The sequence below is a fragment of the Nonomuraea sp. PA05 genome (genome assembly GCF_008086045.1).
GTDB classification, from domain to species: Bacteria; Actinomycetota; Actinomycetes; order Streptosporangiales; family Streptosporangiaceae; genus Nonomuraea; species Nonomuraea monospora.
In genome coordinates this window covers 1-21,394 of record NZ_VSEY01000014.1, presented here as the reverse complement: position 1 = coordinate 21,394, position 21,394 = coordinate 1, and the positions used below count along the sequence as shown (strand labels likewise).

The following is a 21,394-nucleotide window of genomic DNA, read 5'->3' as shown; positions in this document are numbered from 1 at the left end:
CGGTCGTGACGGAGGACCGGCGGGCACCCGAACCACCGCGGCGGGGTGCCGGTCCGGTCAGGCCCCGCCGCGGCGGCCGAGAAGCAGGCGACCGTACGACGTCATGACGGGTAGACTAACCACAACACAGGTCCTCAGACAAGCTGAGAGGTTTACCGCCATGCCGCTCGGGTCACTCCGCCCCAGTCCACTGGTCGAGCAGGCCACCGAGCACCTGCGCGAGCAGATCACGCAGGGCGAGTGGCCGGTGGGCACCCGCCTGCCCGGGGAGAACGCGCTGGCCAAGACGCTCGGCGTGGGGCGCTCGACGGTGCGGGAGGCGCTGCGGGCGCTGGCGGGGGCCGGGCTGGTGCAGGCGCGCCAGGGGGCCGGCGTGTTCGTGATCGCCACGGAGGTCGCGGAAGACTGGCCCGCCAGGCTGCGGCGGGCCGCCATCACCGACGTGTACGAGGTCCGCGTCATCGTCGAGACCCAGGCGGCGCGGCTGGCGGCGGAGCGGCGTACCGACGAGGACGTGGCTGCGCTGGAGTCGGCGCTGGCGGGGCGCGAGCGGGCGGCGAGCGGTGACGACGCGGCCTTCGTGGACGCCGACATCGCGCTGCACGCGGCGGTCGTGGCGGCGGCGCGCAACCCCGTGCTGTCGGACCTGTTCGCCGAGTTCGCGCCCGCGCTGCGGGAGCGGCTGATCGATCTGGTGCGGTTGCTGGAGCTGCGCGAACATGACCCCAACACCGGGCACGACACGCACGCCGGGCTGGTGGCGGCCATCCGGCGGGGCGACGGTGACGCCGCCGAGGGGATCCTGCGCACCGAGCTGGAGCAGACCCTCGCGCTGCTCCACCGGAGGCGCCCTTAGCCGGTGGGGCCCACGTCCGGGCGGATCTCGTCGCCGTCCGCGCCGTCCGCGCCGTCCGCGCCCGGCTCCTCCTCCGGCTCCGGCTCGTCCTGCTCGTCGGGCAGGTCGGCCGGCACGGGGCGGCGCGATCGCGGGGTGTCGCAGCCCGCCCGCTCGGCGACCACGTCGCTCTCCCCGCGCACCCCGCCCACGGCTTCCGGCAGTTCGTCGGATGTCTCGCTCATAGCCCTCATCTGCCCTGGTGGCATCCCCCGAACCCGGCTCAGCCCAGCGCGTCCTCGATCTCGCGGCGGGTCGGCATCGAGGTGCTGGCGCCCTCGCGCTGCACCGACAGCGCCGCCGCGACCGCGGCGAAGGTGAGCGCGTCGGCCGGGCCCATCCGCTCGGTGTGCGCCACGGCCAGCGCCCCCACGAACGTGTCGCCGGCCGCCGTCGTGTCCACGGCGTCCACCTTGACGGCGGGCACCCGCAGCCGCTCCCCCGACCTCGACCCGTACAGCGCGCCGTCGGCGCCCAGCGTGATCACGGCCTCCTCGACCAGCTCCAGCAGCGCGTCCAGGGCGGCCTGCGGCTCCTCGACGCCGGTGATGGCCGCGGCCTCGTGCTCGTTCGGGACGAGCGTGGTGACCGCCTCCAGCAGCTCGGCGGGCAGCTGCTGCGCGGGCGCGGGGGTGAGGAAGACGGGCACCCCGGCCACCCTGCCGGCCTGCGCCGCCGCCACGACCGCGCCCATGGGCAGTTCGAGCTGGAGCAGCAGCGCGCTGGACCCGGCGATCGCGGCCAGGTCCTCGCCGGAAGGGCCGGTGATGGTGCCGTTCGCGCCGGGGACGACGATGATCGAGTTCGCGCCGTCGTCGTCCACCACGATGTGCGCGATGCCGCTGGGGCCGGGCACCTGGCGCAGGCCGCGCACCTCGACCCCGGCCTCCGCCAGCGTGGAGCGCATCTCCGCGCCGAACCCGTCGTCGCCCACGGCGCCCAGGAACGCGACCTCGCCGCCCGCCCGCGCGGCGGCGATCGCCTGGTTGGCGCCCTTGCCGCCGGGTACGGTGCGGAACCGGTGCCCGGTTACCGTTTCGCCCAGTTTCGGGGCTTTCGAGACGTACGCGACGAGGTCCATGTTGGCGCTGCCGAAAACCGAGATCATGCTGTCATCATCCCCTGAGTACGGGTGGCCAGCTCGGCAAGACCCACCCCGTCGAACCCTGTCAGGCTGCTGGCCAGGCTGTCACGCATCCGCCACCGCTCCGGCACGCCGCCGTTGAGCGCGCCCGCCACCGCCCCGGCCGTGGCGCCGGCCGAGTCGGTGTCCCAGCCGCCCGCCACCGCCCCGGCGATCGTCGCGGTGAAGTCGCCCCTGCCGTGGATCAGCGTGGCCGCCACCAGGGCGGCGTTGTTGATCGTGTGCACCCAGTGCAGGGCGCCGTGCCGCTCGTGCAGGCGATCGGCGACCCGCTCGAAGTCGTCCTCCGCCCCGGCGTCCGCGACGGCCAGGCGGACGGCCTCGTGCAGCCGCGACCCCTCCGGCACCACCGACAGGCCCGCCCGCACCACCTCCTGCGCCGAATCGGCCACCAGCGAGGCGGCGCACATCGCCGCCGCGAACATCGCCCCGTAGATCCCGTTGGCGGTGTGCGTGAGCCTGGCGTCGCGCCAGGCCAGCTCCGCCGCCGCCGCCGGGTCGCCCGGGCTCACCCAGCCGTACACGTCCGCCCTGATCAGCGCGCCGATCCACTCCCTGAACGGGTTGCGGTAGGTGGCCGTGGCTGGCGGCTCGACGCCGTCCAGCAGGTTCCGGTACGCGATGCGCTCCGCGGTGAACGTGCGGCCCGCGGGCAGCTCGTCCAGCCACAGCCTGGCCACGTCCTCGGTGGTGAAGCCGCGGCCGTGCCGCTCCAGGAGGGACAGGGCGAGCAGCGGGTAGTTGAGGTCGTCGTCCTCGGGGATGCCGTCGATGTTCTCGGCCAGGGAGTTGACGGCGCTGCGCCGGTTCCACGGCCAGCGGCGGGCCACGTCGTCCGGCAGCCCCTCGGCGGTGAACCAGCCGCGGATCGGCCAGTTGCCGGTGGCCTCGGCGATCTGCCTGATGCCCTGCCTCGGGATCTTCTCCACCGGCTTGCCCAGCACGCACCCGGCCGCCCGTCCCAGCCACGCCCCCAGCACCCGCGCCGGATCCACCTGCACGTTCGCCTGCGGAGCGGGCCAGCCGGGGCAGGCGGCGATGATGCCCGGCAGGTCGGACGGCTCGGGCAGCGGCGACGGGATCGCGGCCAGCTCGTCCAGCAGCTCCTCCGCCAGCCCGCGCAGCCGCGCCGCCCCCGGCTCGGAGGCGCCCGCGCGCGGCGGCGCGTCGTGTCCGCCTGCCGCGTGCCAGCGGGCCGCGATCTTCCGCACGTCGCGCCCGTCCTCGGCCGCCTGGCGCAGCTCGTGCCCGACGAGATCCTCCGGCTGGACCCAGGTGAGCCTGATCATGCGCGCCCGTGCTCGTGCTCATGCGCGAGGTCGGCGAACGCGGCCTCGTGGGCGCGGCGCCGCACCAGGTCGTCGGCGTGCACGCGGCGCGCCACCTCCGCGATGGCCAGCCCGGGAGCCACCAGATCCGTACGGCTGGCCGTCCCCACCTGCTCCACCCACTCCTGCGGCACCGAGGCCAGGCCGCCGAGCGCGCCCGCGATGGCCCCGCCCATGGAGGCGATCGAGTCGGCGTCGCGCCCGTAGTTCACGCCGCCCAGCACGGTGTCGCGCACGTCGCCCTTGGCGATCACCAGGAACCCGAGCGCCAGCGGCAGCTCCTCGATGCTGTGCACCCGGCTCGGCCTGCGCGCGCCCAGCCCCTGGTCGCGGTAGGTGTCGGCGACGGTGTCGAACGGCCGCACCGCGGCCCGCAGCGCCTCGAACGAGCCGTCCCAGTGCCCGAGCCCGGCGGCGGTCTCGCAGACGGCCTCGATGGCGGCCCTCGTGCCGTCCTTGGCCAGCCGCAGGCAGGCGGCCACCACGGAGTCGGCGGTGGCGCCCGGCCGCATGGCCTCGGCCACGGCGGCGGCCATCACGCCGGCGGCCTCCCGGCCGTAGCTGGACTGGTGCGCCCCCGTCAGCTCGATGGCCTCGGCGTAGGCCGCGTCGGGGTCGGCGGCGTTGACGATGCCGACGGGCGCCACGTACATGGCGGCGCCGCAGTTCACGATGTTGCCGACGCCGGCCTCGCGCGGGTCGGCGTGCCCGTAGTGCAGCCGGGCCACGATCCACTTCTCCGCCAGGAAGACGCGCTGCAGCGGCAGCGCCTCGGCCTCCAGCTCGGGGATCCAGCGCCGCTCGCCCATCAGCTCGGGCACCAGGTGCTCGGCCATCGCGTACGCGTCCAGGTGGCCGCCGCTCTTGTCGTACACGCGGATCAGCGCGTGCGTCATCAGGGTGTCGTCGGTGATGTGGCCGTCGCCCTTGTGGTACGGGGCGATGGGACGGGCGTTGCGCCAGTCCTCGTTGAACGGCGGCACGACGCCCTCGACGCGGCCCCCGTACCGCTCGACGATCTGCTCGGGAGTCCAGCCCTCGGTGGCGCCGCCCAGCGCGTCACCGACCGCCGCCCCCGCCACGCAGCCAGTGGCTCTGTCCTCAAGCGGCGTCATGCGATTCCCTCCAGTAGTTCGATCAGATCAAGGCCCGCCAGGTCAGGCAGGCAGCAGCCGGCCAGCGTGCGGGCCGAGGCGATCCACCCCTCCGGGATCGCCTCATACCCGCCGCACGCCCCGGCCAGCGCTCCGGTGAGCGCGGGCGCCGAGTCGGCCAGCGGGGCCAGGCAGGCCGCCGCCGGGACGGCCCTGGCCAGGTCACCGCCCGCCGTCCCGGCCAGCGCCAGCGCCACCGGGACGGTCTGCGCGGCGCCCACGCCGTAGCTGTAGACGTGGTCGAGCAGCGCGGCGTCCAGCGCGGGGATCGCGCCGAACGGGTCGCCCGCCTGCTGCGCGGCCCGCACGGCCAGGCGGGCGTTGTGGCCGATGGCGGTGTCCTCGGGCAGCACGGCGAGCGCCGCCTCCACCGCCTCGCGCGGATCGCCCGACGCCACGGCCGCCTCGATCGCGGCGGCCATCGCGAGGGCGCCCAGCACCCCGTCCCCGGCGTTCGTCACCTGGGCGTCCTGCGTCGGGTCCCTCCCCAGAACCCCGTACGCGACAGCCCTGACGGCGGCGGCGTCGTCGAAGTGGTGCGGATTGTCGTGCCCTGAGGCGGGCGGTTCGACGCCCTTGGCCAGGTTGTCGAGCGCGGTCGCCACGGAGATGCGCGCCCTGACGTCCTTGAGCTCCATGAACGCGGCGGCGCGCGGCCGGTCCACGGTCAGCAACGTCCACGCCAGCCACTCGGCATCGTCGGACGGGCCCACCCTGAGCGGCGCCGTGGGCTGGTTCAGCGCGAACGGCACCGGGAGCGTGGTGACCCGGTGCTCCTCGGCGAAGGCGTCCAGCTCGCGGTGCAGCCGGCGGCTCCACGGCGCGTGCAGGGCCGCGCGGTGCCTGGCCGCCGGCCAGCCGACGGCGTCGCCGACGGCGAGGCCGATGAACGCGCCCCTGATCCTGTCCCCCGACATGGTCTCCCTACAGTCCTTCCGCCAGTTCGCCGGCCATTTTGTCGACCAGGTCGTCGGCCAGTTCGTCGGCGGCGTCGAACACGTGCAGGCCGGCCACGACGGGCAGGCACTTGCCGGTCACGGGCATGATTCTGAGTGCCCAGCGCTCGGGCACGCCGTACTGGCCGCGCCCGGCCCCCGCGAGGGCCCCGGCGATGGCGCCGATCGTGTCGGCGTCCCTGCCCAGGCTCACGGCGAAGGTCACCGACGCCTCGACGTCGCCGTCGCCGGCCAGGTAGGCGGCCATGGCCAGCGCCACGGCCTCGGGGGCGACGTCCGTCCAGGGGTAGTGCCTGACCACCACGGCCTCGTGCAGCGCCTCGACGAGATCCAGGTCATCGCCGCCCGCGGGGCTCAAGGGAGCCGCGCGGTCGAGGACGTCGCGGGCGCGGATCACGTTCCTGGCCGTCCACGAGTCCGCCGGGATCACCGACAGGGCGGCCGACACGACCTCGCGCGGCTCGGCGCCGGTCATCGCGGCGGCCACCGCCCCCGCGACCGCGCGCCCGCCAAGGATGCCCTCGCCGGACGCGCTGACCAGCCCGTCCTGCTCCACCAGCCGGGCCGCCTCCGCCGGATCGCCGGGACAGAAGATCCCGTACGGCGCGGCGCGCATCGCCAGGCCGTCCGACCAGCCGTGGGAGTGCACCAGCCCGGACAGCGGTGGTTCGAGGCCGCGGCGCAGCGCCTCGACGGTGCCCAGCTCCGAGAAGCCGGCCCCGCGCATCGGCCCGTTCACCTGGGGGATGATCTGCGACCGGTAGGCGGCGGCCACGACCGCCGGGGTGAGCGCGTGGCCGTGCAGGGCCAGCAGGGAGGCCGCGAAGATCGCGTACTCCGTGTCGTCCGTGCCGCCGCCCTCGATCTCCGTGAGCCGCCCCCACCGCCGGCGGATCTCCGCCGGGGTGAGGTTCTCCGCCGGGGCCCCGAGGGCGTCGCCGGCCGCCAGGCCGAGCAGGCACCCCCTGGCCCTGTCGCGCAGCACGTCCCGCATGAGCTCCGTCACTGCTGGTAACGCTCCAACACCTTGTTCCCGTCCTCGACCAGCTTCGTGGCCACCTGGTCGATGGTGATCTTATTGGCGAAGTACTCCTGCAGTGCGGGGGTGGCGACCTTGCTCTTCCACTCGTCGAACCCGTTCACCTTCAGGAACGGCGCCACCACCAGGTTCTTCGCGGACGCGGTGGCCACGTCCCAGCCGTTCTCCTCGGTGGTCATCGCCGGGTCGGCGGCGGCCGTCGTGGAGGTGGGCAGCAGCCAGTCGCCCTTGGCGAGCTTGGCCTGGTTCGCGCCGTTCAGGAAGAACGAGATGAACTTCATCGCCTCGCCGGGGTGCTCGCTCTCCTGCGCGATCGACAGCGTCTGCGAGACGGCGCCCTGCTCGGCGCTGGTGCCCTTCGGCGCGGGCAGCGTGACCCACTCGAACCCGTCCGGGGCCTGCTCGATCACCTGCTGGCGCAGGTAGACGCCGGCGGGCAGCATCGCGAACTTGTCCTTGAAGAAGGCCGGCAGCGGGTCGGCGGTGCCCTGACCGAGCGCCGCCGGGTCGGCGGACTTGTCCTTGTAGAGCTGGTCGTGGATGCGCTGCAGCACCTCGCGCTCCTCCGGGCCGACCTTGACGGTGGTCTTGCCGTCGGCGCCGGTCTGGAAGAAGGTGCCGCCGAAGTTGAGCGCCAGGTTGAGGGTCTTGTTGACGGGCGACTTCATCGCCCACGCCACGCCGTACCCCTGGCCGGTGGCCTCGGAGTCGCCGGACGGGACGACGCGCTGGGTGGTCATCTTCTTGGCCGCCGCGGAGAACTCGTCCCACGTCCACGGGGCGTCCGCGGTGGGGACGCGCACGCCGGACGCGTCCAGCAGCTTCTTGTTGGCGATGATGACCTGCGACTCCTGGAGGAACGGCACGCCGTACACGCCCTGCCCGCCCTTGCCGTCGCCGAAGGTGACGGTGTCCCAGGCGGCCTGCGGGATGTCGCCCTTCAGCTCGGCGGGCAGCTTGTCCTTCAGGTCCAGCAGGTAACCGTCGGAGGCGAAACCGGACAGCGCGGGCGAGTCGTTGTGGATGACGTCGGGCGCGGTGCCGCCGGCGAACTGGGTGACGAGCTGGTCGTTGACGTTGTCCCAGCTCCCCTGGACGTAGGTGACCTGGATGTTCGGGTTGGCCTTGTTCCACTCGTCCACGAGCTGCTTGTTGGCGGCGACCGACTCCTTCTGCCACGCCAGGCTGAGGAAATTGATCTTGACCGGCTCGTTGGGGGACGACGACTCGCCGCCGCCGCCTCCCCCGCCGCACGCGGCGGCGAGCGTGAGAACCGCCGCAGCCGCCAGAGCGGACGTGATTCGCATATGAGCCTCCTAGCCCTTGACGGCGCCGGCCATCAGGCCGGACTTCAGTCGCCGCTGAATGATTGCGAAGAAGATCAGACTCGGGATCGTCGCCATGAGCGACGCCGCGGCCAGCGGGCCGAGCCTGGCCACCCCCTCCGGGCCGGTGAACCTCACCAGCGTCAGCGGGAGCGTCATGACGTCGGGGTTCTGCAGGATCACCAGCGCGAACATGAACTCGTTCCACGACGAGATGAACGAGAACAGCAGCGTGGCCACCACACCGGGCGCGAGCAGCGGGGCCACCACGCTCACGATCGAGCGCAGCCGGCCCGCGCCGTCCACGGCCGCCGCCTCCTCCAGCTCGCGCGGCACCGCGCGCACGTACCCCTGCAACATCCACAGCGCGAACGGCAGCGTGAACGTCACGTGCACGACGACCAGCCCCGGCAGCGTGTTGATCAGGTCGAGGTCGCGCAGGATCATGAAGAGCGGGATGATGATCAGAATGAACGGGAACACCTGGCTGACCAGCACCCATCCGATCGCGATCCGGTTGACCAGGCCCCGGTAGCGGGCCATCGCGTAGGCGGCGGGCAGCGAGATCACCACCGTGATCACGCTCGCGAACAGCGCCACCACAAGGCTGCGCAGCCCCGCGCCGATCAGGTCCTGCTCGCCGAACGCGTCGCCGAAGTTGGTCAGCGTCGGCTCGCGCGGAATCCACGTCGGCTCGGTCAGCGCCATCTCCTGCGGCGTCTTCAACGCCGTGGACAGCAGCCACAGCAGCGGGAACGCCAGGAAGACGACGTACGCCGCCAGCGCGACATACTGCGAAACGCGTCTCACTTGGCCTCCCTCATCTGCCGCCACAGGTACAGCCCGAGCACCGCCAGCACGACGATCGCCATGGCCAGGCCGAGCATCGAGGCGTAGCCCGCCATGCGGTACCGGAACGCCTCCTCGTAGGCGAACAACATCGGCAGCCGCGTACGCCCGCCGGGCCCGCCCTGGGTGAGCACGTACACCAGGCCGAACTGGTTGATGTTCCACACGAAGTCGAGCGAGGTGATCGCCACGATCACCGGCCGGAGCTGTGGCAGCGTGATGTTCCAGAAGCGCCGCCAGGTGCCGGCGCCGTCCATCTCGCCGGCCTCGTACAGCTCCTTGGGGATGCTCTGCAGGCCCGCCAGCAGCACGACCGTCGTCTGCGGCATGCCCGCCCAGACGCCCACCACGATGATCGCGGGCAGCGCCAGCGAGAAGTCGGCCAGCCAGTTGACGTGCGTGCCGAGCAGGTCGTTCAGCATGCCCGCGTCGGGGTGGTAGACGAGCTTCCACATCAGGCCGATCACCACCGGCGGCATCGCCCATGGCACCACCGACAACACCCTGGCCACGCCGCTGAAACGCAGCTTCTCGTTGAGCAGCAGGGCCAGGCCGAGCCCGGCCAGGAACTGCAGCACCGTCACCGAGACGGCCCAGATGGCGCCGATCTGGAACGACGACCAGAACTCGTCGTCGGTCAGCAGGCGGGAGAAGTTCTCCAGGCCCACGAACTCGGTCTGGTGGACGCGGGTGTTGCGGGCGTCGGTGAAGGCCAGGCCGATGCCGTACAGGAGGGGGCCGACGCTGAACAGCAGCACCGGCACCAGGGCCGGCAGCATCAGCACCCACATCTCGCGCGTCTGGCGCGAGATCCCGCGGCGCCTGGCCCGCGGGCCGCTCGGCGGCGCCGGTCTCGTCACGGTCGCCGTCACTGCCCGCCCTCCTTCCTGCCGTCGCCGGCCCTGCCGTCACCGGCCCTGTCGTCGCCGGCCCTGTCGTCGCCGGCCCTGCCGTCACCGGCCCTGTCGTCGCCGGCCCTGTCGTCGCCGGCCCTGTCGTCGCCGGCCCTGTCGTCGCCGGCCCTGTCGTCATGGTCAGCGGTGGTTTCGCCGGCGCTGTCGTAGCCGGCGCCCGCGGTGGAGGCCCGTACGACCAGGCGGGGCGGCACGGTGACCACCCTCGGCTCGCCGTCGTCTCCTTGCAGGCGCTCCAGCAGCAGCTCGGCGGCGGCCTTCCCGCGCTCGGCCGACCCGAGCGACACGCTGGTCAGCGACGGCCACGAGGCGGCGGCGAGTTCGGTGTCGTCCATGCCGACCACCGCGACGTCCTCCGGCACCCGCTTGCCCGCCGCCCGCAGCACGTCCAGGGCGCCGAGCGCGATCAGGTCGTTGGCGCACATCAGCGCGTCCACGTCGGGGACCCGGGCGAGCAGCGCGGCCACGGCCGCCGCGCCCTCCTGGCGGTAGAAGTCGCCGATCTGCACCAGGCTCTCGTCGTACGGCAGGCCGAGGTCCCGCAGCGCCTCCCGGTAGGCGGCGCCCCGGGCGGCGCCGGGCACGGTGTCGAGGGGGCCGTTGATCATCGCGATGCGGCGGCGGCCGAGGGCGTAGAGGTGGTCGACCGCCAGCCGCACACCGGTGCGCGAGTCGGCGCGTACGTTGTCCGCCCGCGTGCCCTCGGGCACCGAACCGATGATCACGACGGGCGCCCTGGCGGTGGCCAGCATCTGCAGATGCGCCTCGGTCACGCGCAGCGGGCTCATGATCAGCCCGTCCACGTACCGCTCGCCCAGGCTGTGCAGCACGTCGATCTCGTCGACCACGACGGCGTCGGTCGAGTGCAGCACCAGCCGGTAGCCGGCGGCCTTCAGCACGGGCTGGATCTGGCGCAGCATGGCCAGGTAGGCGGGGTTGCCGACGTCGGCCATGGCGAAGGCGACCTGGTGGGTGCGGCGCGACTTGAGCGACCTGGCCACGGCGTTGCGCACGTAACCGAGCTCGTCGGCGGCGGCCATCACCTTGCGCACGGTCTCCTGCCTGGTCGGCAGGCCGTTCAGCACCCGAGAGACGGAGGCGATCGAGACGCCCGCGCGCTCGGCGATCGTGTTGATCGTGGGTCCGTCGGCCAAGGCTGTCCTTCCGAATCTTGGGTAAACGTTTACGGGCGCTCGGCTGTAAACGTTTACGGGATTGGGGACATGAAACATGCACGTAACTTGCGGGTCAAGTCACGATCGCATAACACCAGGTCAACACCCTTATACGCAAATTTCGGACCCACCCGCCCAGACGTTACGGAGCCCGGCCCGCGGTTCACCCACGGCACAGGGCACAAGGCGCACCACGCACGCACTGACGCACCCCAGCACGCACGACGCGCCCGTGCGCACGGGCCAGGGCGCACGGGCCAGGGCGCACACACGGCGCGCGAAGCGGCGCTTCCGGCGCAGCGGCGGGCGGCGCGGTGAGACGGCGGGCCGGGCGCGCAGGGTGGGCGGGCCCGGGGCGCGGTCAGTCGCGGGCGGGCTGTGGCTCACCCTCCGGGACGACGGCCGGGGCCGGGGTGGCCGAGAGCCGGAGCAGGGAGCGGATGGCGGGCGAGCCCGCGATGGTCACGACGGCGGCCAGCACGGCCGGGATGAAGAGCGCGACCGGCAGGGACGCGTGCTCGGCCACGAACCCCAGCACGGCGGGCCCGAGCAGCAACCCGCTGTACCCGAACGCCGTCACCATGGCCAGCGCCCGCCCGACCCGCCCACCGGCGGCCCCCACGGCGCTGAACAGCACGGGCACGACCGTGGCCAGCCCCACCCCGGCCAGCGCCCAGCCGGTCCAGGCGCACACCACGCGCAGCGACTCCCCCACGACCGGCGACAGCAGCACCAGGACGTACCCGAGGGTGGCGAGCACGCCGGCGAGCCGGATGGTGAGGACGGAGCCGAGCCGCCCCCTGATCGGGTCGCCGAGCAGCCGGACGGTGGTCATCGCGACGGAGAAGATCGTGTAGGCCAGCGGCGCCATGGCCGGGTCGGTCTCCAGCACCCACCGCGCGTGCAGCGCGGCCCAGTCGATGGCGGCTCCCTCGCTCAGGTGCCCCGCGAACGCCGCCAGGCCGAGCAGCGCGATGAGCCCCCAGCGCAGCGAGGAGCCTTCGGAGGGCGCGTTCCCGTCAGCGGAGGAGGCGGACTCGTGGACGGGCGGATCGGGCAGCAGCAGGTACGCCGCCGGCAGGTACAGGAACGGCACCACGACGGCCGCCGCGATCAGCAGCCACTGCGCGTCCAGCCCGCCTTGCAGGGCCAGCGAGGTGAGGCCGCCGCCGGCCGCCCCGCCGAGGCTCCACACGCCGTGGAAGGCCGAGATGATCGGCCGCTCGTAGACCCGCTCCACCTCGACGGAGTGGGCGTTCATGGCGACCTCGGTGATCCCCAGCCCGATCCCGAACAGCACCGCCAGCGCCGCCAGCGACCAGTACGACGACGCCAGCGCGGGCCCGAGCAGCACCGCGCCGGAGAAGGGCCCGGCGAACCAGCAGACCCGCCGGCTGGACCACCGGTCCACCAGCGGCCCGGCCACCAGCATCGACACCAGCGCGCCGCCGGAGATGAGCAGCAGGACGCTGCCCAGCCTGGCGGGGCCGAGGTCGAGGCGGTCGTTCAGCGACGGCAGGCCGGCGGCCCACAGCCCCATGACGAAACCGGCCAGGAAGAAGAATCCGAAAACACCGACACGAGCCTTCTTTGCGGCAATGGGGGTTTTGTTCACGGCAAGAGCATAAACTGTGGAACGTGAATGGAGCTACGACCAGTGGGCAGCTTCGCGCGCACAACCGGGTCAGGCTGCTGCGCGCCGTGCACGACTGCGGGGCGACCCGCACCAGGTCCCAGCTCACCCGCGATCTCGGCCTGGCCAGGGGCACCGCGTCCGTGCTCGTCGCCGGGCTGGCCGAGGACGCGCTGCTGCACGAGGAGCCGGCCCCCGGGCACGCGCGCGGCCGGCCGACGCAGGTGCCTGGACCGCATCCGCAGGGGCCGGTCGCGCTGGCGGTGGACGTGCGGGAGGACGCCTGGGAGCTGGCGGCGTGCGAGCTGGGCGGGCGTGTCACGGTGCTGGCCGTGGTGCCGCACGACGGGACGCCGCAGGGCACGCTGGGGCCGCTGGGCGAGGCCCTCGCCGGGCACGCGCACCGGCTCGGGAGCCGGGTGATCGGGGCCGGGGTGGCGCTGGCGGGGCCGATCCGCCACGGCGGCCTGGTGGACATCGCCCACCTGGGCTGGCGCTCGGTGGACGTCCCCGCCCTCCTGAGCCGGCGCTCGGCCGACGCCCCCACCCCACCGGACGACGCGCAAGGCACCGCGCCCGCACAAGGCACCGCGCCCGCACAAGGCATCGCGCCCGCACAAGGCATCGCGCCCGCGCAGAAGGCCCGGCCCCCGCTGTTCGTCGGCAACGACACGGCCCTGGCGGCGCTGGCCGAGGCGCGCAGGGGCAGGCTGCGGGGCGTGCGCGTGGGCGTACACCTGCATGTGGACTTCGACCTCGGCGGCGTGCTGGTGGTGGACGGCCACGCGGTCCCCGGCGCGAGCGGCAGCGGCGCCGAGTTCGGCCACATGCGCATCGGCGCAAGCGACCGCCTGTGCCCGTGCGGCGCGATCGGCTGCTGGGGCACCGACGTCGGCGCGAACGCGCTGCTGCGCCACGTCGGCCTGGCGTACGGCGGCGGCAGGGGCAGGGAGCAGGCGGAGCGGGTGCTGGCGACGAGCGAGGAGGCGGTGGCGGCGAACGCGAGGGCCCTGGGAAGCGGCATAGCGGCCCTGGTGAACGCGCACGACCCCGAGGTGGTCGTGCTGTCCGGCCACGGCGTGGAGCTGCTCAAGAGGGCCGGTGAGGCGCTTCTGGCGGCCTGCGAGCCGGGGCTGATGGCGATCCGCCGTGACGCCCCGCCCAGGATCGAGGGGTCGGCGCTGGGCTGGCGGGGCTCACTGCTGGGCGCGATGGAGTCGGTCTTCGACGCCTTCCTCACGACGGAGGGTCTTGAACTCTGGCGTAAAAGCCACCCTGACCAGGCTTGCGACACGCCCGACCGGCAAAGTGTGACGCATTCCACCCTGAACGGGGAAAGCGCGCCATAACACCCTCCCTTCCAAGATCACAGGAGATCGGACGAGGTCACATAGGTGATCTTGCGGGCCCCCGCCGGCGGGCGGTACGGATGGAAGGGTCCAAGGCGCCGCGGCATCACGATCAGAGGGAAGATCGCGTGAATCTCGAACTCGCGCTCCGCATGACGGAAGCGGCCATGAAGCAGGCGTTCCGTGAGGGCGCGGCGATCTCCGTCGCGATCGTGGACGAGGGCGGGAATCTGGTGTCTTTCCAGCGTATGGAGGGTGCGGAGATCTCGGGGCCGTCTCTCGCGCGGGGGAAGGCGTACACGTCGGTCGCCCTGCGCAGAGCCACCTCCGAGCTGGCCGCGCTGACCGTTCCTGGCGGTGAGCTGGCGGGCCTGGCCGGGGCCGGTTTCGTGTGCTTCGGAGGTGGCGTTCCGCTGTGGTCCGGCTACGGTGAGGGAGAACGCGTGGTCGGCGGCGTAGGGGTCAGCGGAGGCACGATCACGCAGGACGTGGCGTGCGCGGAAGCGGCCGCTTCGGTGTGGGATGCACGCTGAGCGGGCGCTTTCCGCAACACGAACCGCTGGTATCCGCCATGATTAGCCACTGCACCACGGGTAACAGAACCCGAACGTTAACTCCCCGAGGAGAGAACAGAGATGGCACTTCCCACTCTCACCCCCGAGCAGCGTCAAGCCGCTCTGGCCAAGGCCGCCGAGGCCCGTGCCGCCCGCACGGCTCTGCTGGCCAAGGTCAAGGCGGGCGAGCTGACGTTCGCTCAGCTGCTGGAGCGCGATGACGACATCGCCAAGAAGATCAAGGTGTCCCAGGCCCTCCGCGCCGTCAAGGGTGTCGGTCCGGCCAAGGCCACCGCGCTGATGGAGGAGGCCGGCGTCGACGAGAAGCGCCGTCTCGGCGGCCTGGGCGCCCAGCAGCGCAAGAAGCTGGTCGACGCGCTCGGCTGACCCCCGGGCGGCCAGGTCCGCGCGCAGCGGCGCGCGGACCGGCCAGCGACCCCTCACTGGCCAGGAGGGACCGCCGAGCGGAGCCGCCCCGCTCGACGGCGGGCCAGGCCGAGGGGTCCTCGAACCCTGAGGCGGTCAGGAACGCAGGTAGGTCAGCACGGCGAGCACCCGGCGATGCTGGTCGCTGTCCTCCGCGTAGAGGCCGAGCTTGTTGAAGATGCTCCTGATGTGCTTCTCGACGGCTCCGTCACTGATCACGAGTTGCCGCCCGATGGCCGGATTGGACTTCCCTTCGGCCATCAGCCCCAGCACCTCGCGCTCGCGCGGCGTGAGCTGTGCGAGCGGATCGTCCTTGCGTCTGCGCACCATCAACTGGGACACCACCTGCGGATCGAAGACGGTGCCGCCGGCGGCCACCCGCCGCAGCCCCTCCATGAACTCGTCCACGTCGACGACCCGGTCCTTCAGCAGGTACCCCACCGCGCCCCTGGCGTCGGCGAGCAGGTCGTCGGCGTAGGAGACCTCGACGTACTGGGAGAGGATGAGCACGGGCGCCCCCGGCACCCGGTTCCTGGCCTGCACGGCCGCCTTGAGCCCCTCGTCGGTGAAGGACGGCGGCATGCGCACGTCCACCACCGACACGTCGGGCTTGTGCTCGGCGATCGCCTCCACGAGGGCGTCGCCGTCGCCGACGGCCGCCACCACCTCGCAGCCGAACTCCTCGAGCAACCTGACCAGGCCCTCCCTGATCAGAACCGCGTCATCGGCCACGACTACCCGCACGGCACCTCCGCCACGATGAGTGTGGGCCCGCCGTCGGGCGACTGCACGCTCAGCTCCCCGTCAACCGCGCGGAGCCGGTCGGCCAGCCCGGCGAGCCCGTGTCCCTTGGCGACGTGTGCGCCGCCGACACCATCATCCCCGATCGAGAGCATCAGGACGTTCCCGACGCGAATGAGCTGAATCGTGCAGATGGTGGCGCGGCTGTGTTTGGCCACGTTGGTGAGGGTCTCGGCGCAGACGAAGTAGACGGCGTTCTCGACGGCGGCCTGGTAGCGCTCGACGGTCTGCACGTCCAGTTCCACGGGAACGGTGCAGCGGCCCGCCAGGGCGGCCAGGGCGGGCGCCAGGCCGCGGTCGGACAGGATGGGCGGGGCGATGCCGCGCGAGAGGGCGCGCAGCTCGTCGAGCGTCTCGCGGGTGGCGGTGATCGCGGACGTGATGGTGGCCTGCGCCGCCTCCGGGTCCCTGGCCATCTGCCGCTGCGCCCTGGACAGCTCCATGGCCAGCGAGACCAGCCGCTGCTGCGGCCCGTCGTGGATGTCGCGCTCCAGCTTGCGCAGCGCGTTGGCCTCGGCGGAGACGGCGGCGGCGCGGCCCTCGGCGAGGTCGTCGATGCGTTCCTGCAGCTCGGCCACGCCGGTCAGCAGCGCCCTGCCGAGCCCGGCGCGCAGCAGCGCGGCGCCACGGACGACGAACGGCATGATCAGCGCGAAGACCAGGCCGAGCATGACGTAGAAGGCCGAGTTGACCAGGTAGCCGTCGCCCAGGCCGAGCAGCTCGGGCAGCTCCGTGTTGCCGGGGATGTTGGAGGTGATGATGCCGTACAGCGGGTAGGTCAGGCCCGCGAGCGGGATCGCCCAGAACACGACGGTGAGCACGAACGCGAGGATCGCGAACGGCAGGTTGATGATGCCGTGCAGCAGGTCGAGCCACGACTGGCCGCTCGTCATCGGGTTCACCAGCCGGCGGAAGCGCCCGGCCCCCTGCGGGACGGGCTTGTAACGCGGGCGCACGGGCGGGCGCCCCAGCACGTCAGCCAGCCAGCCGCGCTCCGCGTCGGCGAACCCCCGCGCGATCATGAGCGTGCCCGCCAGCAGCGGCACGCCGATCCACACCACCGCGGTGCCGAGCCCGGCGGCAAAGCCGACGATCATGAGCACGAAGCCGATCAGCGTCGTGGGGAAGCCGACCAGCGAGTATCGGGTGTCAAGGAGGACACGCCTCATCAGGGAGCGCATGGCCTCAACGGTAGAACGCGCCGGCGGCGGGCACGAGCAGGTGCGCCGGTGTGCGGGGGTAGGGCCAGCCCTACCCCGGGGGGTGACGGGACCTCGACCCCGAATGGGTGGCTCGCGGCAATGTGCGATCCGGCCCGCGGCGGAAGCCTTGGAGGTGTTCGCTCCCCCTGAGATCGAGGCTCCCCATGACCGTCCTGCTGGACCGCCCTGCCGTCGCCGCGCCGGCCGCCCGCCCGGCGGCCACGCGTGACCCGTTCATCGACCTGCTGCGCGTGGTGGGCATGGCGCTCATCGTGTTCCAGCACTGGACGATCCCGGTGCTCGACTACGAGGACGGCCGGCTGACGACGGGCAACGCGCTGTCCACGCCCGGCGTGTGGGTGGTGACGTGGCTCAGCCAGGTGATGCCGCTGGTGTTCTTCGCGGGCGGCGCGGCGAACGCGATCAGCTTCGCCCGTTCGGCGGCGCCCGCGCCGTCGTGGCTGGCGGTGCGGCTGCGGCGGCTGGCCTGGCCGCTGCTGCCGCTGGCCGCGGTGTGGATCCCGCTGCCGCACGTGCTGCTGTCGCTGGGCGTGCCCGCGCAGCCGCTGGAGGTGGGGGCCAAGCTGACGGGCCAGTTGCTGTGGTTCCTGGCCGTGTACCTGATCGCCGTCACGGCCACCCCGTACGCGCTGCGCCTGCACGAGCGGTACGGCTGGCGCGTCCCGGCGGCGCTGGCGGCCGGGGCGGTGCTGACGGACGTGGCCAGGTTCTCGACCGGCCTCGACGCCCTGGGCTACCTGAACGTGGTGTTCGTCTGGATGGCCGTGCACCAGCTCGGCTTCTGCTACGCCGAGGGCAGGCTGCGCGCGGCCTGGGCGCTGGCGCTCGGCGGGTTCTGCGCGGCGGCCCTGCTGGTGGCCTACGGCCCGTACCCGGGCAGCATGATCGGCCTGCCTGGCGCCGAGATGTCCAACATGGCCCCGCCCACGCTGGCCATGCTGGCGGTCGGCCTGGGGCAGATCGGCCTGGCCGTGGCGCTGCGCCCGGTGCTGGTGCGGCTGCCCCTCCGCCGGCTGCTGGGCTGGGCGGGGCCGCGGATCATGACCATGTACCTGTGGCACATGCCGGCCCTGTTCGCGGTGACCGGGGTGGTCGTGGTGCTGCTGGGCATGGACACGCCGCGGCCTGGCAGCGCCCTGTGGTTCGCCGGCTGGCCGGTCTGGTTCGGGCTGCTGTGCCTGGTCATGTGGCCGCTGCTGAAGGGGTTCGCCCGGTTCGAGACGCCGCCGTCGCTGCCGTACGGGGTGGCGGGCTGGGGCGGCATGCTCGTGGCGACCGGCCTGGTCGGCGGCGGGGTGCTGACGCTGACGGTCGGCGGGTTCGCGCCCGGGGGCGGCCCGTTCCTGGCGGTGCTGGCGCTGCTGGGCGGGCTGCTGATGACGGCGCCCCGGGCCCGCGTCTAGCGCGAGTGCCCGACGGCGCAGAATGGCCGCATGACGAAAGTGCGCGCCCTGGCCGAAACCGACCTCCCTGTCATCGCCGAGATCTACGCCCACTACGTGACCACCACGGTGGCCACGTTCGACGAGACGCCGCTCACGCCGGACGACTGGCGCGCCAAGGCGGGCGGCATCACGGACGCGGGGCTGCCGTTCCTGGTGGCGGAGGTGGACGGCGAGGTCGCCGGGTACGCCTACGTCGCCCAGTACCGGCCCAAGCCCGCCTACCGGCACACGCTGGAGGACACGATCTACCTGGCGCCGGGCCGGACGGGCAGGGGGCTGGGGCGGCTGCTGCTGGGCTCGCTGATCGACGGCGCGCGGGAGACGGAGGCGCGCCAGCTCGTCGCGGTGATCGCCGACTCCGGCGACCCGTCCTCGGCCCGGCTGCACGAGAGGTTCGGCTTCGAGCACACGGGGCGGCTGAGGTCCGTCGGTTTCAAGCACGGACGCTGGATCGACACCGCGCTGATGCAGCTCGACCTGCGCCAGGCGCAGTCGTCCTGACCGAGTTGGCCGCCCCGGGTTCGACCATCCGGCAAACTTCGGCAGGATAGGAGTGTGAGCCTACTCGTTGACCGCCTGCCCGAAGAGATCGACGCCGATCCCGACGCCATCTTCGACGCGTTCGTCGCCTGGAACGCCGAGCGGGGGCTCACCCTCTATCCCGCCCAGGAGGAGGCCCTCATCGAGGTGGTCTCCGGCAACAACCTGATCCTGGCGACCCCCACCGGCTCCGGCAAGTCGCTGGTGGCGGCGGGCGCCCACTTCGCGGCGCTGACCCGCGACGTGCGCACCTTCTACACGGCTCCGATCAAGGCGCTGGTGTCGGAGAAGTTCTTCGACCTGTGCGCCATCTTCGGCACGGAGAACGTCGGCATGATGACCGGCGACGCCAGCGTCAACCCGGGCGCCCCGATCATCTGCTGCACGGCCGAGATCCTGGCGAACGTGGCGCTGCGCGACGGCGCGGCGGCCGACATCGGCCAGGTCGTGATGGACGAGTTCCACTTCTACGCCGAGCCCGACCGCGGCTGGGCGTGGCAGGTGCCGCTGCTGGAGCTGCCGAAGGTGCAGTTCATCCTCATGTCGGCGACGCTCGGCGACGTGTCGATGTTCAAGAACGACCTGACCAGGCGCACCGGCCGGGAGACGGCGGTGGTCAAGCACGCCGAGCGGCCGGTGCCGCTGATCTACTCGTACCGGATGACGCCGCTGCACGAGACGCTGGAGGAGATGCTCTCCACCGGCCAGGCGCCGGTCTACGTCGTGCACTTCACGCAGGCGGCGGCGATGGAGCGGGCGCAGGCGCTGATGTCGATCAACATGGCGACCAAGGCCGAGAAGGAGGCCATCGCCACCATGATCGGCGGGTTCCGGTTCACCACGCGGTTCGGGCGGGCGCTGTCGCGGCTGGTGCGCCACGGCATCGGCGTGCACCACGCCGGCATGCTGCCGAAGTACCGCCGCCTGGTGGAGCGGCTGGCCCAGGCGGGCCTGCTGAAGGTCATCTGCGGCACCGACACGCTGGGCGTCGGCGTCAACGTGCCGATCCGCACGGTGCTGTTCACGGCGCTGTCCAAGTACGACGGCAACAAGGTGCGGCGGCTGCGGGCCCGCGAGTTCCACCAGATCGCCGGCCGGGCGGGCCGCGCGGGCTTCGACACCATCGGCTACGTCGCCTGCCAGGCCCCCGAGCACGACATCGAGAACGCCAAGGCCCTGGCGAAGATCGGCGACGACCCCAAGCGGCGGCGCGGCTACGCCCGCAAGAAGCCGCCGGAGGGCTTCGTCGGCTGGAGCGAGGACACCTTCGTCAAGCTCCAGGAGGCCGAGCCCGAGCCGCTCAACTCGCGCTTCAAGGTCAGCAACGCCATGCTGCTCGCGGTGATCAACCGTCCTGGCGACTGCTTCCAGGCGATGAAGCACCTGCTGACCGACAACCACGAGGACCGCAAGTGGCAGCGCCGGCACATCAGCCAGGCCATCGCCATCTACCGGTCGCTGCTGGCGGGCGGCATCGTCGAGCAGTTCCGCGAGCCCGACGAGCAGGGCCGCCGCGCCCGGCTGACGATCGAGCTGCAGGAGGACTTCGCGCTGAACCAGGCGCTGTCCACGTTCGCGCTGGCCGCCTTCGACCTGCTCGACCGCGAGTCGCCGTCGTACGCGCTCGACCTGGTCTCGATCGTGGAGTCCATCCTCGACGACCCCCGCCAGATCCTGTCGGCGCAGCTGAAGAAGGCCAGGGGCGAGGCCGTCGCGCAGATGAAGGCCGACGGCGTCGAGTACGAGGAGCGCATGGAGCAGCTCGCCGAGGTCATGTACCCGATGCCGCTCGACGACCTGCTGCTCGGCGCGTACGAGACGTACCGGCGCGGCCACCCGTGGGTGGGCGACTACACGGTCAGCCCCAAGTCGGTGGTGCGCGACCTGTACGAGCGGGCGATGACGTTCAGCGACTACATCCAGTTCTACGAGCTGGCCCGCTCCGAGGGCACGGTGCTGCGTTACCTGGCCGACGCCTACCGCACGCTGTCGCGCACGGTGCCCGAGCATCTCAAGACCGACGACCTGGTCGACCTCATCGAGTGGCTCGGCGAGCTGGTGCGGCAGGTCGACTCCTCGCTGATCGACGAGTGGGAGAAGCTCACCAACCCGGAGGCGGCGCTGGAGCAGCAGGAGCAGCTCGACGTCAAGGTGCGCCCCGTCACGGCCAACGTGCGGGCCTTCCGCGTGCTGGTGCGCAACGCGATGTTCCGGCTGGTCGAGCTGTGCGCGATCGAGAAGGAGGACGAGCTGGAGGAGCTCGCCCCGGACGTCGACTGGGGTGCGGCGCTCGACGTGTACTACGCCGACCACGAGGAGATCTTCACCGACGCCGACGCGCGCGGCCCCGCGCTGCTGCGCATCGAGGAGGAGAGCGGTCTGTGGCGGGTGCGGCAGACGATCAAGGATCCGGCCGGCGACGGCGACTGGGGCATCGACGCCCAGGTCGATCTGGCCGCGTCCGACGAGGAGGGCCGTGCCGTCCTGCATGTGCAGGGGCTCAACCGGCTGTAGGAAGAACGACAAGCCGTGTGCCGGAACGGACTGGCAAGGGCGCCCCGGCACAGGCCTGTCGATTAAGTTTCCTGCGGAAACGTCGGAGTCGTGTCATGACAATGTCCCAAGATCGAGACATTCCTTGCTT

The 21,394-nt window shown here is 72.4% G+C and carries 20 protein-coding genes; 7 read left to right on the top strand and 13 right to left on the bottom strand.

Going from position 1 to position 21,394, the window contains the following annotated elements; all coding sequences use genetic code 11:
- The first annotated feature begins 160 nt into the window (after window positions 1-160).
- Entirely contained in the window at window positions 161-856 is a 696-nt protein-coding gene (locus FXF51_RS22325) for a FadR/GntR family transcriptional regulator (protein ID WP_148436480.1), read from the top strand.
- Here the strand turns inward: FXF51_RS22325 and FXF51_RS22320 are convergent.
- From FXF51_RS22320 to FXF51_RS22270, 11 genes are all read right to left on the bottom strand, one after another.
- On the bottom strand, window positions 853-1,080 hold the full coding sequence (locus FXF51_RS22320) for a hypothetical protein (protein WP_148436479.1): 228 nt from the start codon (window positions 1,078-1,080) through the stop codon (window positions 853-855). The genes FXF51_RS22325 and FXF51_RS22320 overlap by 4 nt on opposite strands.
- 38 nt (window positions 1,081-1,118) lie before the next feature.
- Window positions 1,119-2,003, bottom strand: coding sequence for a ribokinase (rbsK, locus tag FXF51_RS22315; protein WP_148436478.1), 885 nt, complete (start codon window positions 2,001-2,003; stop codon window positions 1,119-1,121).
- The gene (locus FXF51_RS22310) at window positions 2,000-3,328 is read right to left on the bottom strand and encodes an ADP-ribosylglycohydrolase family protein (protein ID WP_148436477.1); all 1,329 of its coding nucleotides are present in this window, start codon (window positions 3,326-3,328) and stop codon (window positions 2,000-2,002) included. The genes rbsK and FXF51_RS22310 overlap by 4 nt, the downstream gene beginning before the upstream one ends.
- Window positions 3,325-4,482 carry an ADP-ribosylglycohydrolase family protein gene (locus tag FXF51_RS22305; RefSeq protein ID WP_148436476.1) on the bottom strand — a complete coding sequence of 386 codons (1,158 nt, stop codon included), beginning with the start codon at window positions 4,480-4,482 and terminating at the stop codon, window positions 3,325-3,327. Before FXF51_RS22305 ends, FXF51_RS22310 begins: the two co-directional genes overlap by 4 nt.
- Entirely contained in the window at window positions 4,479-5,438 is a 960-nt protein-coding gene (locus tag FXF51_RS22300; RefSeq protein ID WP_148436475.1) for an ADP-ribosylglycohydrolase family protein, read from the bottom strand. The genes FXF51_RS22305 and FXF51_RS22300 overlap by 4 nt, the downstream gene beginning before the upstream one ends.
- Before the next feature lie 7 nt (window positions 5,439-5,445).
- Window positions 5,446-6,483 (bottom strand): ADP-ribosylglycohydrolase family protein, encoded by a 1,038-nt coding sequence (locus tag FXF51_RS22295; RefSeq protein WP_262379739.1) that lies wholly within the window; start codon window positions 6,481-6,483, stop codon window positions 5,446-5,448.
- Window positions 6,480-7,823, bottom strand: coding sequence for an ABC transporter substrate-binding protein (locus FXF51_RS22290; RefSeq protein ID WP_148436474.1), 1,344 nt, complete (start codon window positions 7,821-7,823; stop codon window positions 6,480-6,482). The genes FXF51_RS22295 and FXF51_RS22290 overlap by 4 nt, the downstream gene beginning before the upstream one ends.
- 9 nt (window positions 7,824-7,832) lie before the next feature.
- Complete coding sequence (locus FXF51_RS22285; RefSeq protein ID WP_148436473.1) at window positions 7,833-8,651, bottom strand: carbohydrate ABC transporter permease; 819 nt, start codon at window positions 8,649-8,651, stop codon at window positions 7,833-7,835.
- Complete coding sequence (locus FXF51_RS22280; RefSeq protein WP_222871411.1) at window positions 8,648-9,562, bottom strand: carbohydrate ABC transporter permease; 915 nt, start codon at window positions 9,560-9,562, stop codon at window positions 8,648-8,650. Before FXF51_RS22280 ends, FXF51_RS22285 begins: the two co-directional genes overlap by 4 nt.
- Window positions 9,559-10,758, bottom strand: coding sequence for a LacI family DNA-binding transcriptional regulator (locus FXF51_RS22275; protein ID WP_262379738.1), 1,200 nt, complete (start codon window positions 10,756-10,758; stop codon window positions 9,559-9,561). The genes FXF51_RS22280 and FXF51_RS22275 overlap by 4 nt, the downstream gene beginning before the upstream one ends.
- 382 nt (window positions 10,759-11,140) lie before the next feature.
- Entirely contained in the window at window positions 11,141-12,394 is a 1,254-nt protein-coding gene (locus tag FXF51_RS22270) for an MFS transporter (RefSeq protein ID WP_262379737.1), read from the bottom strand.
- 23 nt (window positions 12,395-12,417) lie between these two features.
- Here FXF51_RS22270 and FXF51_RS22265 point away from each other — a divergent pair, with 23 nt between their 5' ends.
- The 3 genes from FXF51_RS22265 to mihF all read left to right on the top strand — a co-directional run bounded on the left by FXF51_RS22265 (window position 12,418) and on the right by mihF (window position 14,702).
- Entirely contained in the window at window positions 12,418-13,761 is a 1,344-nt protein-coding gene (locus FXF51_RS22265; protein WP_148436472.1) for an ROK family transcriptional regulator, read from the top strand.
- A 128-nt stretch (window positions 13,762-13,889) separates the two neighbouring features.
- Window positions 13,890-14,294, top strand: a complete 405-nt coding sequence (locus FXF51_RS22260) for a GlcG/HbpS family heme-binding protein (protein ID WP_148436471.1) — start codon at window positions 13,890-13,892, stop codon at window positions 14,292-14,294.
- Window positions 14,295-14,396: 102 nt separating this feature from the next.
- The gene (mihF, locus tag FXF51_RS22255; RefSeq protein ID WP_043641121.1) at window positions 14,397-14,702 is read left to right on the top strand and encodes an integration host factor, actinobacterial type; all 306 of its coding nucleotides are present in this window, start codon (window positions 14,397-14,399) and stop codon (window positions 14,700-14,702) included.
- 135 nt (window positions 14,703-14,837) lie between these two features.
- Here the strand turns inward: mihF and FXF51_RS22250 are convergent, their stop codons facing one another.
- On the bottom strand, window positions 14,838-15,485 hold the full coding sequence (locus tag FXF51_RS22250) for a response regulator transcription factor (protein ID WP_148436470.1): 648 nt from the start codon (window positions 15,483-15,485) through the stop codon (window positions 14,838-14,840).
- Window positions 15,476-16,723, bottom strand: coding sequence for a sensor histidine kinase (locus FXF51_RS22245; protein WP_148436469.1), 1,248 nt, complete (start codon window positions 16,721-16,723; stop codon window positions 15,476-15,478). The genes FXF51_RS22250 and FXF51_RS22245 overlap by 10 nt, the downstream gene beginning before the upstream one ends.
- A gap of 185 nt (window positions 16,724-16,908) precedes the next feature.
- On the opposite strand from FXF51_RS22245, the gene FXF51_RS22240 reads away from it, so the two are divergent.
- Genes FXF51_RS22240 through FXF51_RS22230 form a run of 3 tightly spaced genes read left to right on the top strand, consistent with a single transcriptional unit; the run spans window position 16,909 to window position 21,264 of the window.
- Window positions 16,909-18,168: an acyltransferase family protein gene (locus FXF51_RS22240; protein WP_148436468.1), complete on the top strand. Its 1,260-nt coding sequence runs from the start codon at window positions 16,909-16,911 to the stop codon at window positions 18,166-18,168.
- 30 nt (window positions 18,169-18,198) lie between these two features.
- On the top strand, window positions 18,199-18,711 hold the full coding sequence (locus FXF51_RS22235) for a GNAT family N-acetyltransferase (RefSeq protein ID WP_148436467.1): 513 nt from the start codon (window positions 18,199-18,201) through the stop codon (window positions 18,709-18,711).
- 54 nt (window positions 18,712-18,765) lie between these two features.
- Window positions 18,766-21,264 carry a DEAD/DEAH box helicase gene (locus FXF51_RS22230; RefSeq protein WP_148436466.1) on the top strand — a complete coding sequence of 833 codons (2,499 nt, stop codon included), beginning with the start codon at window positions 18,766-18,768 and terminating at the stop codon, window positions 21,262-21,264.
- Window positions 21,265-21,394 lie beyond the last annotated feature (130 nt).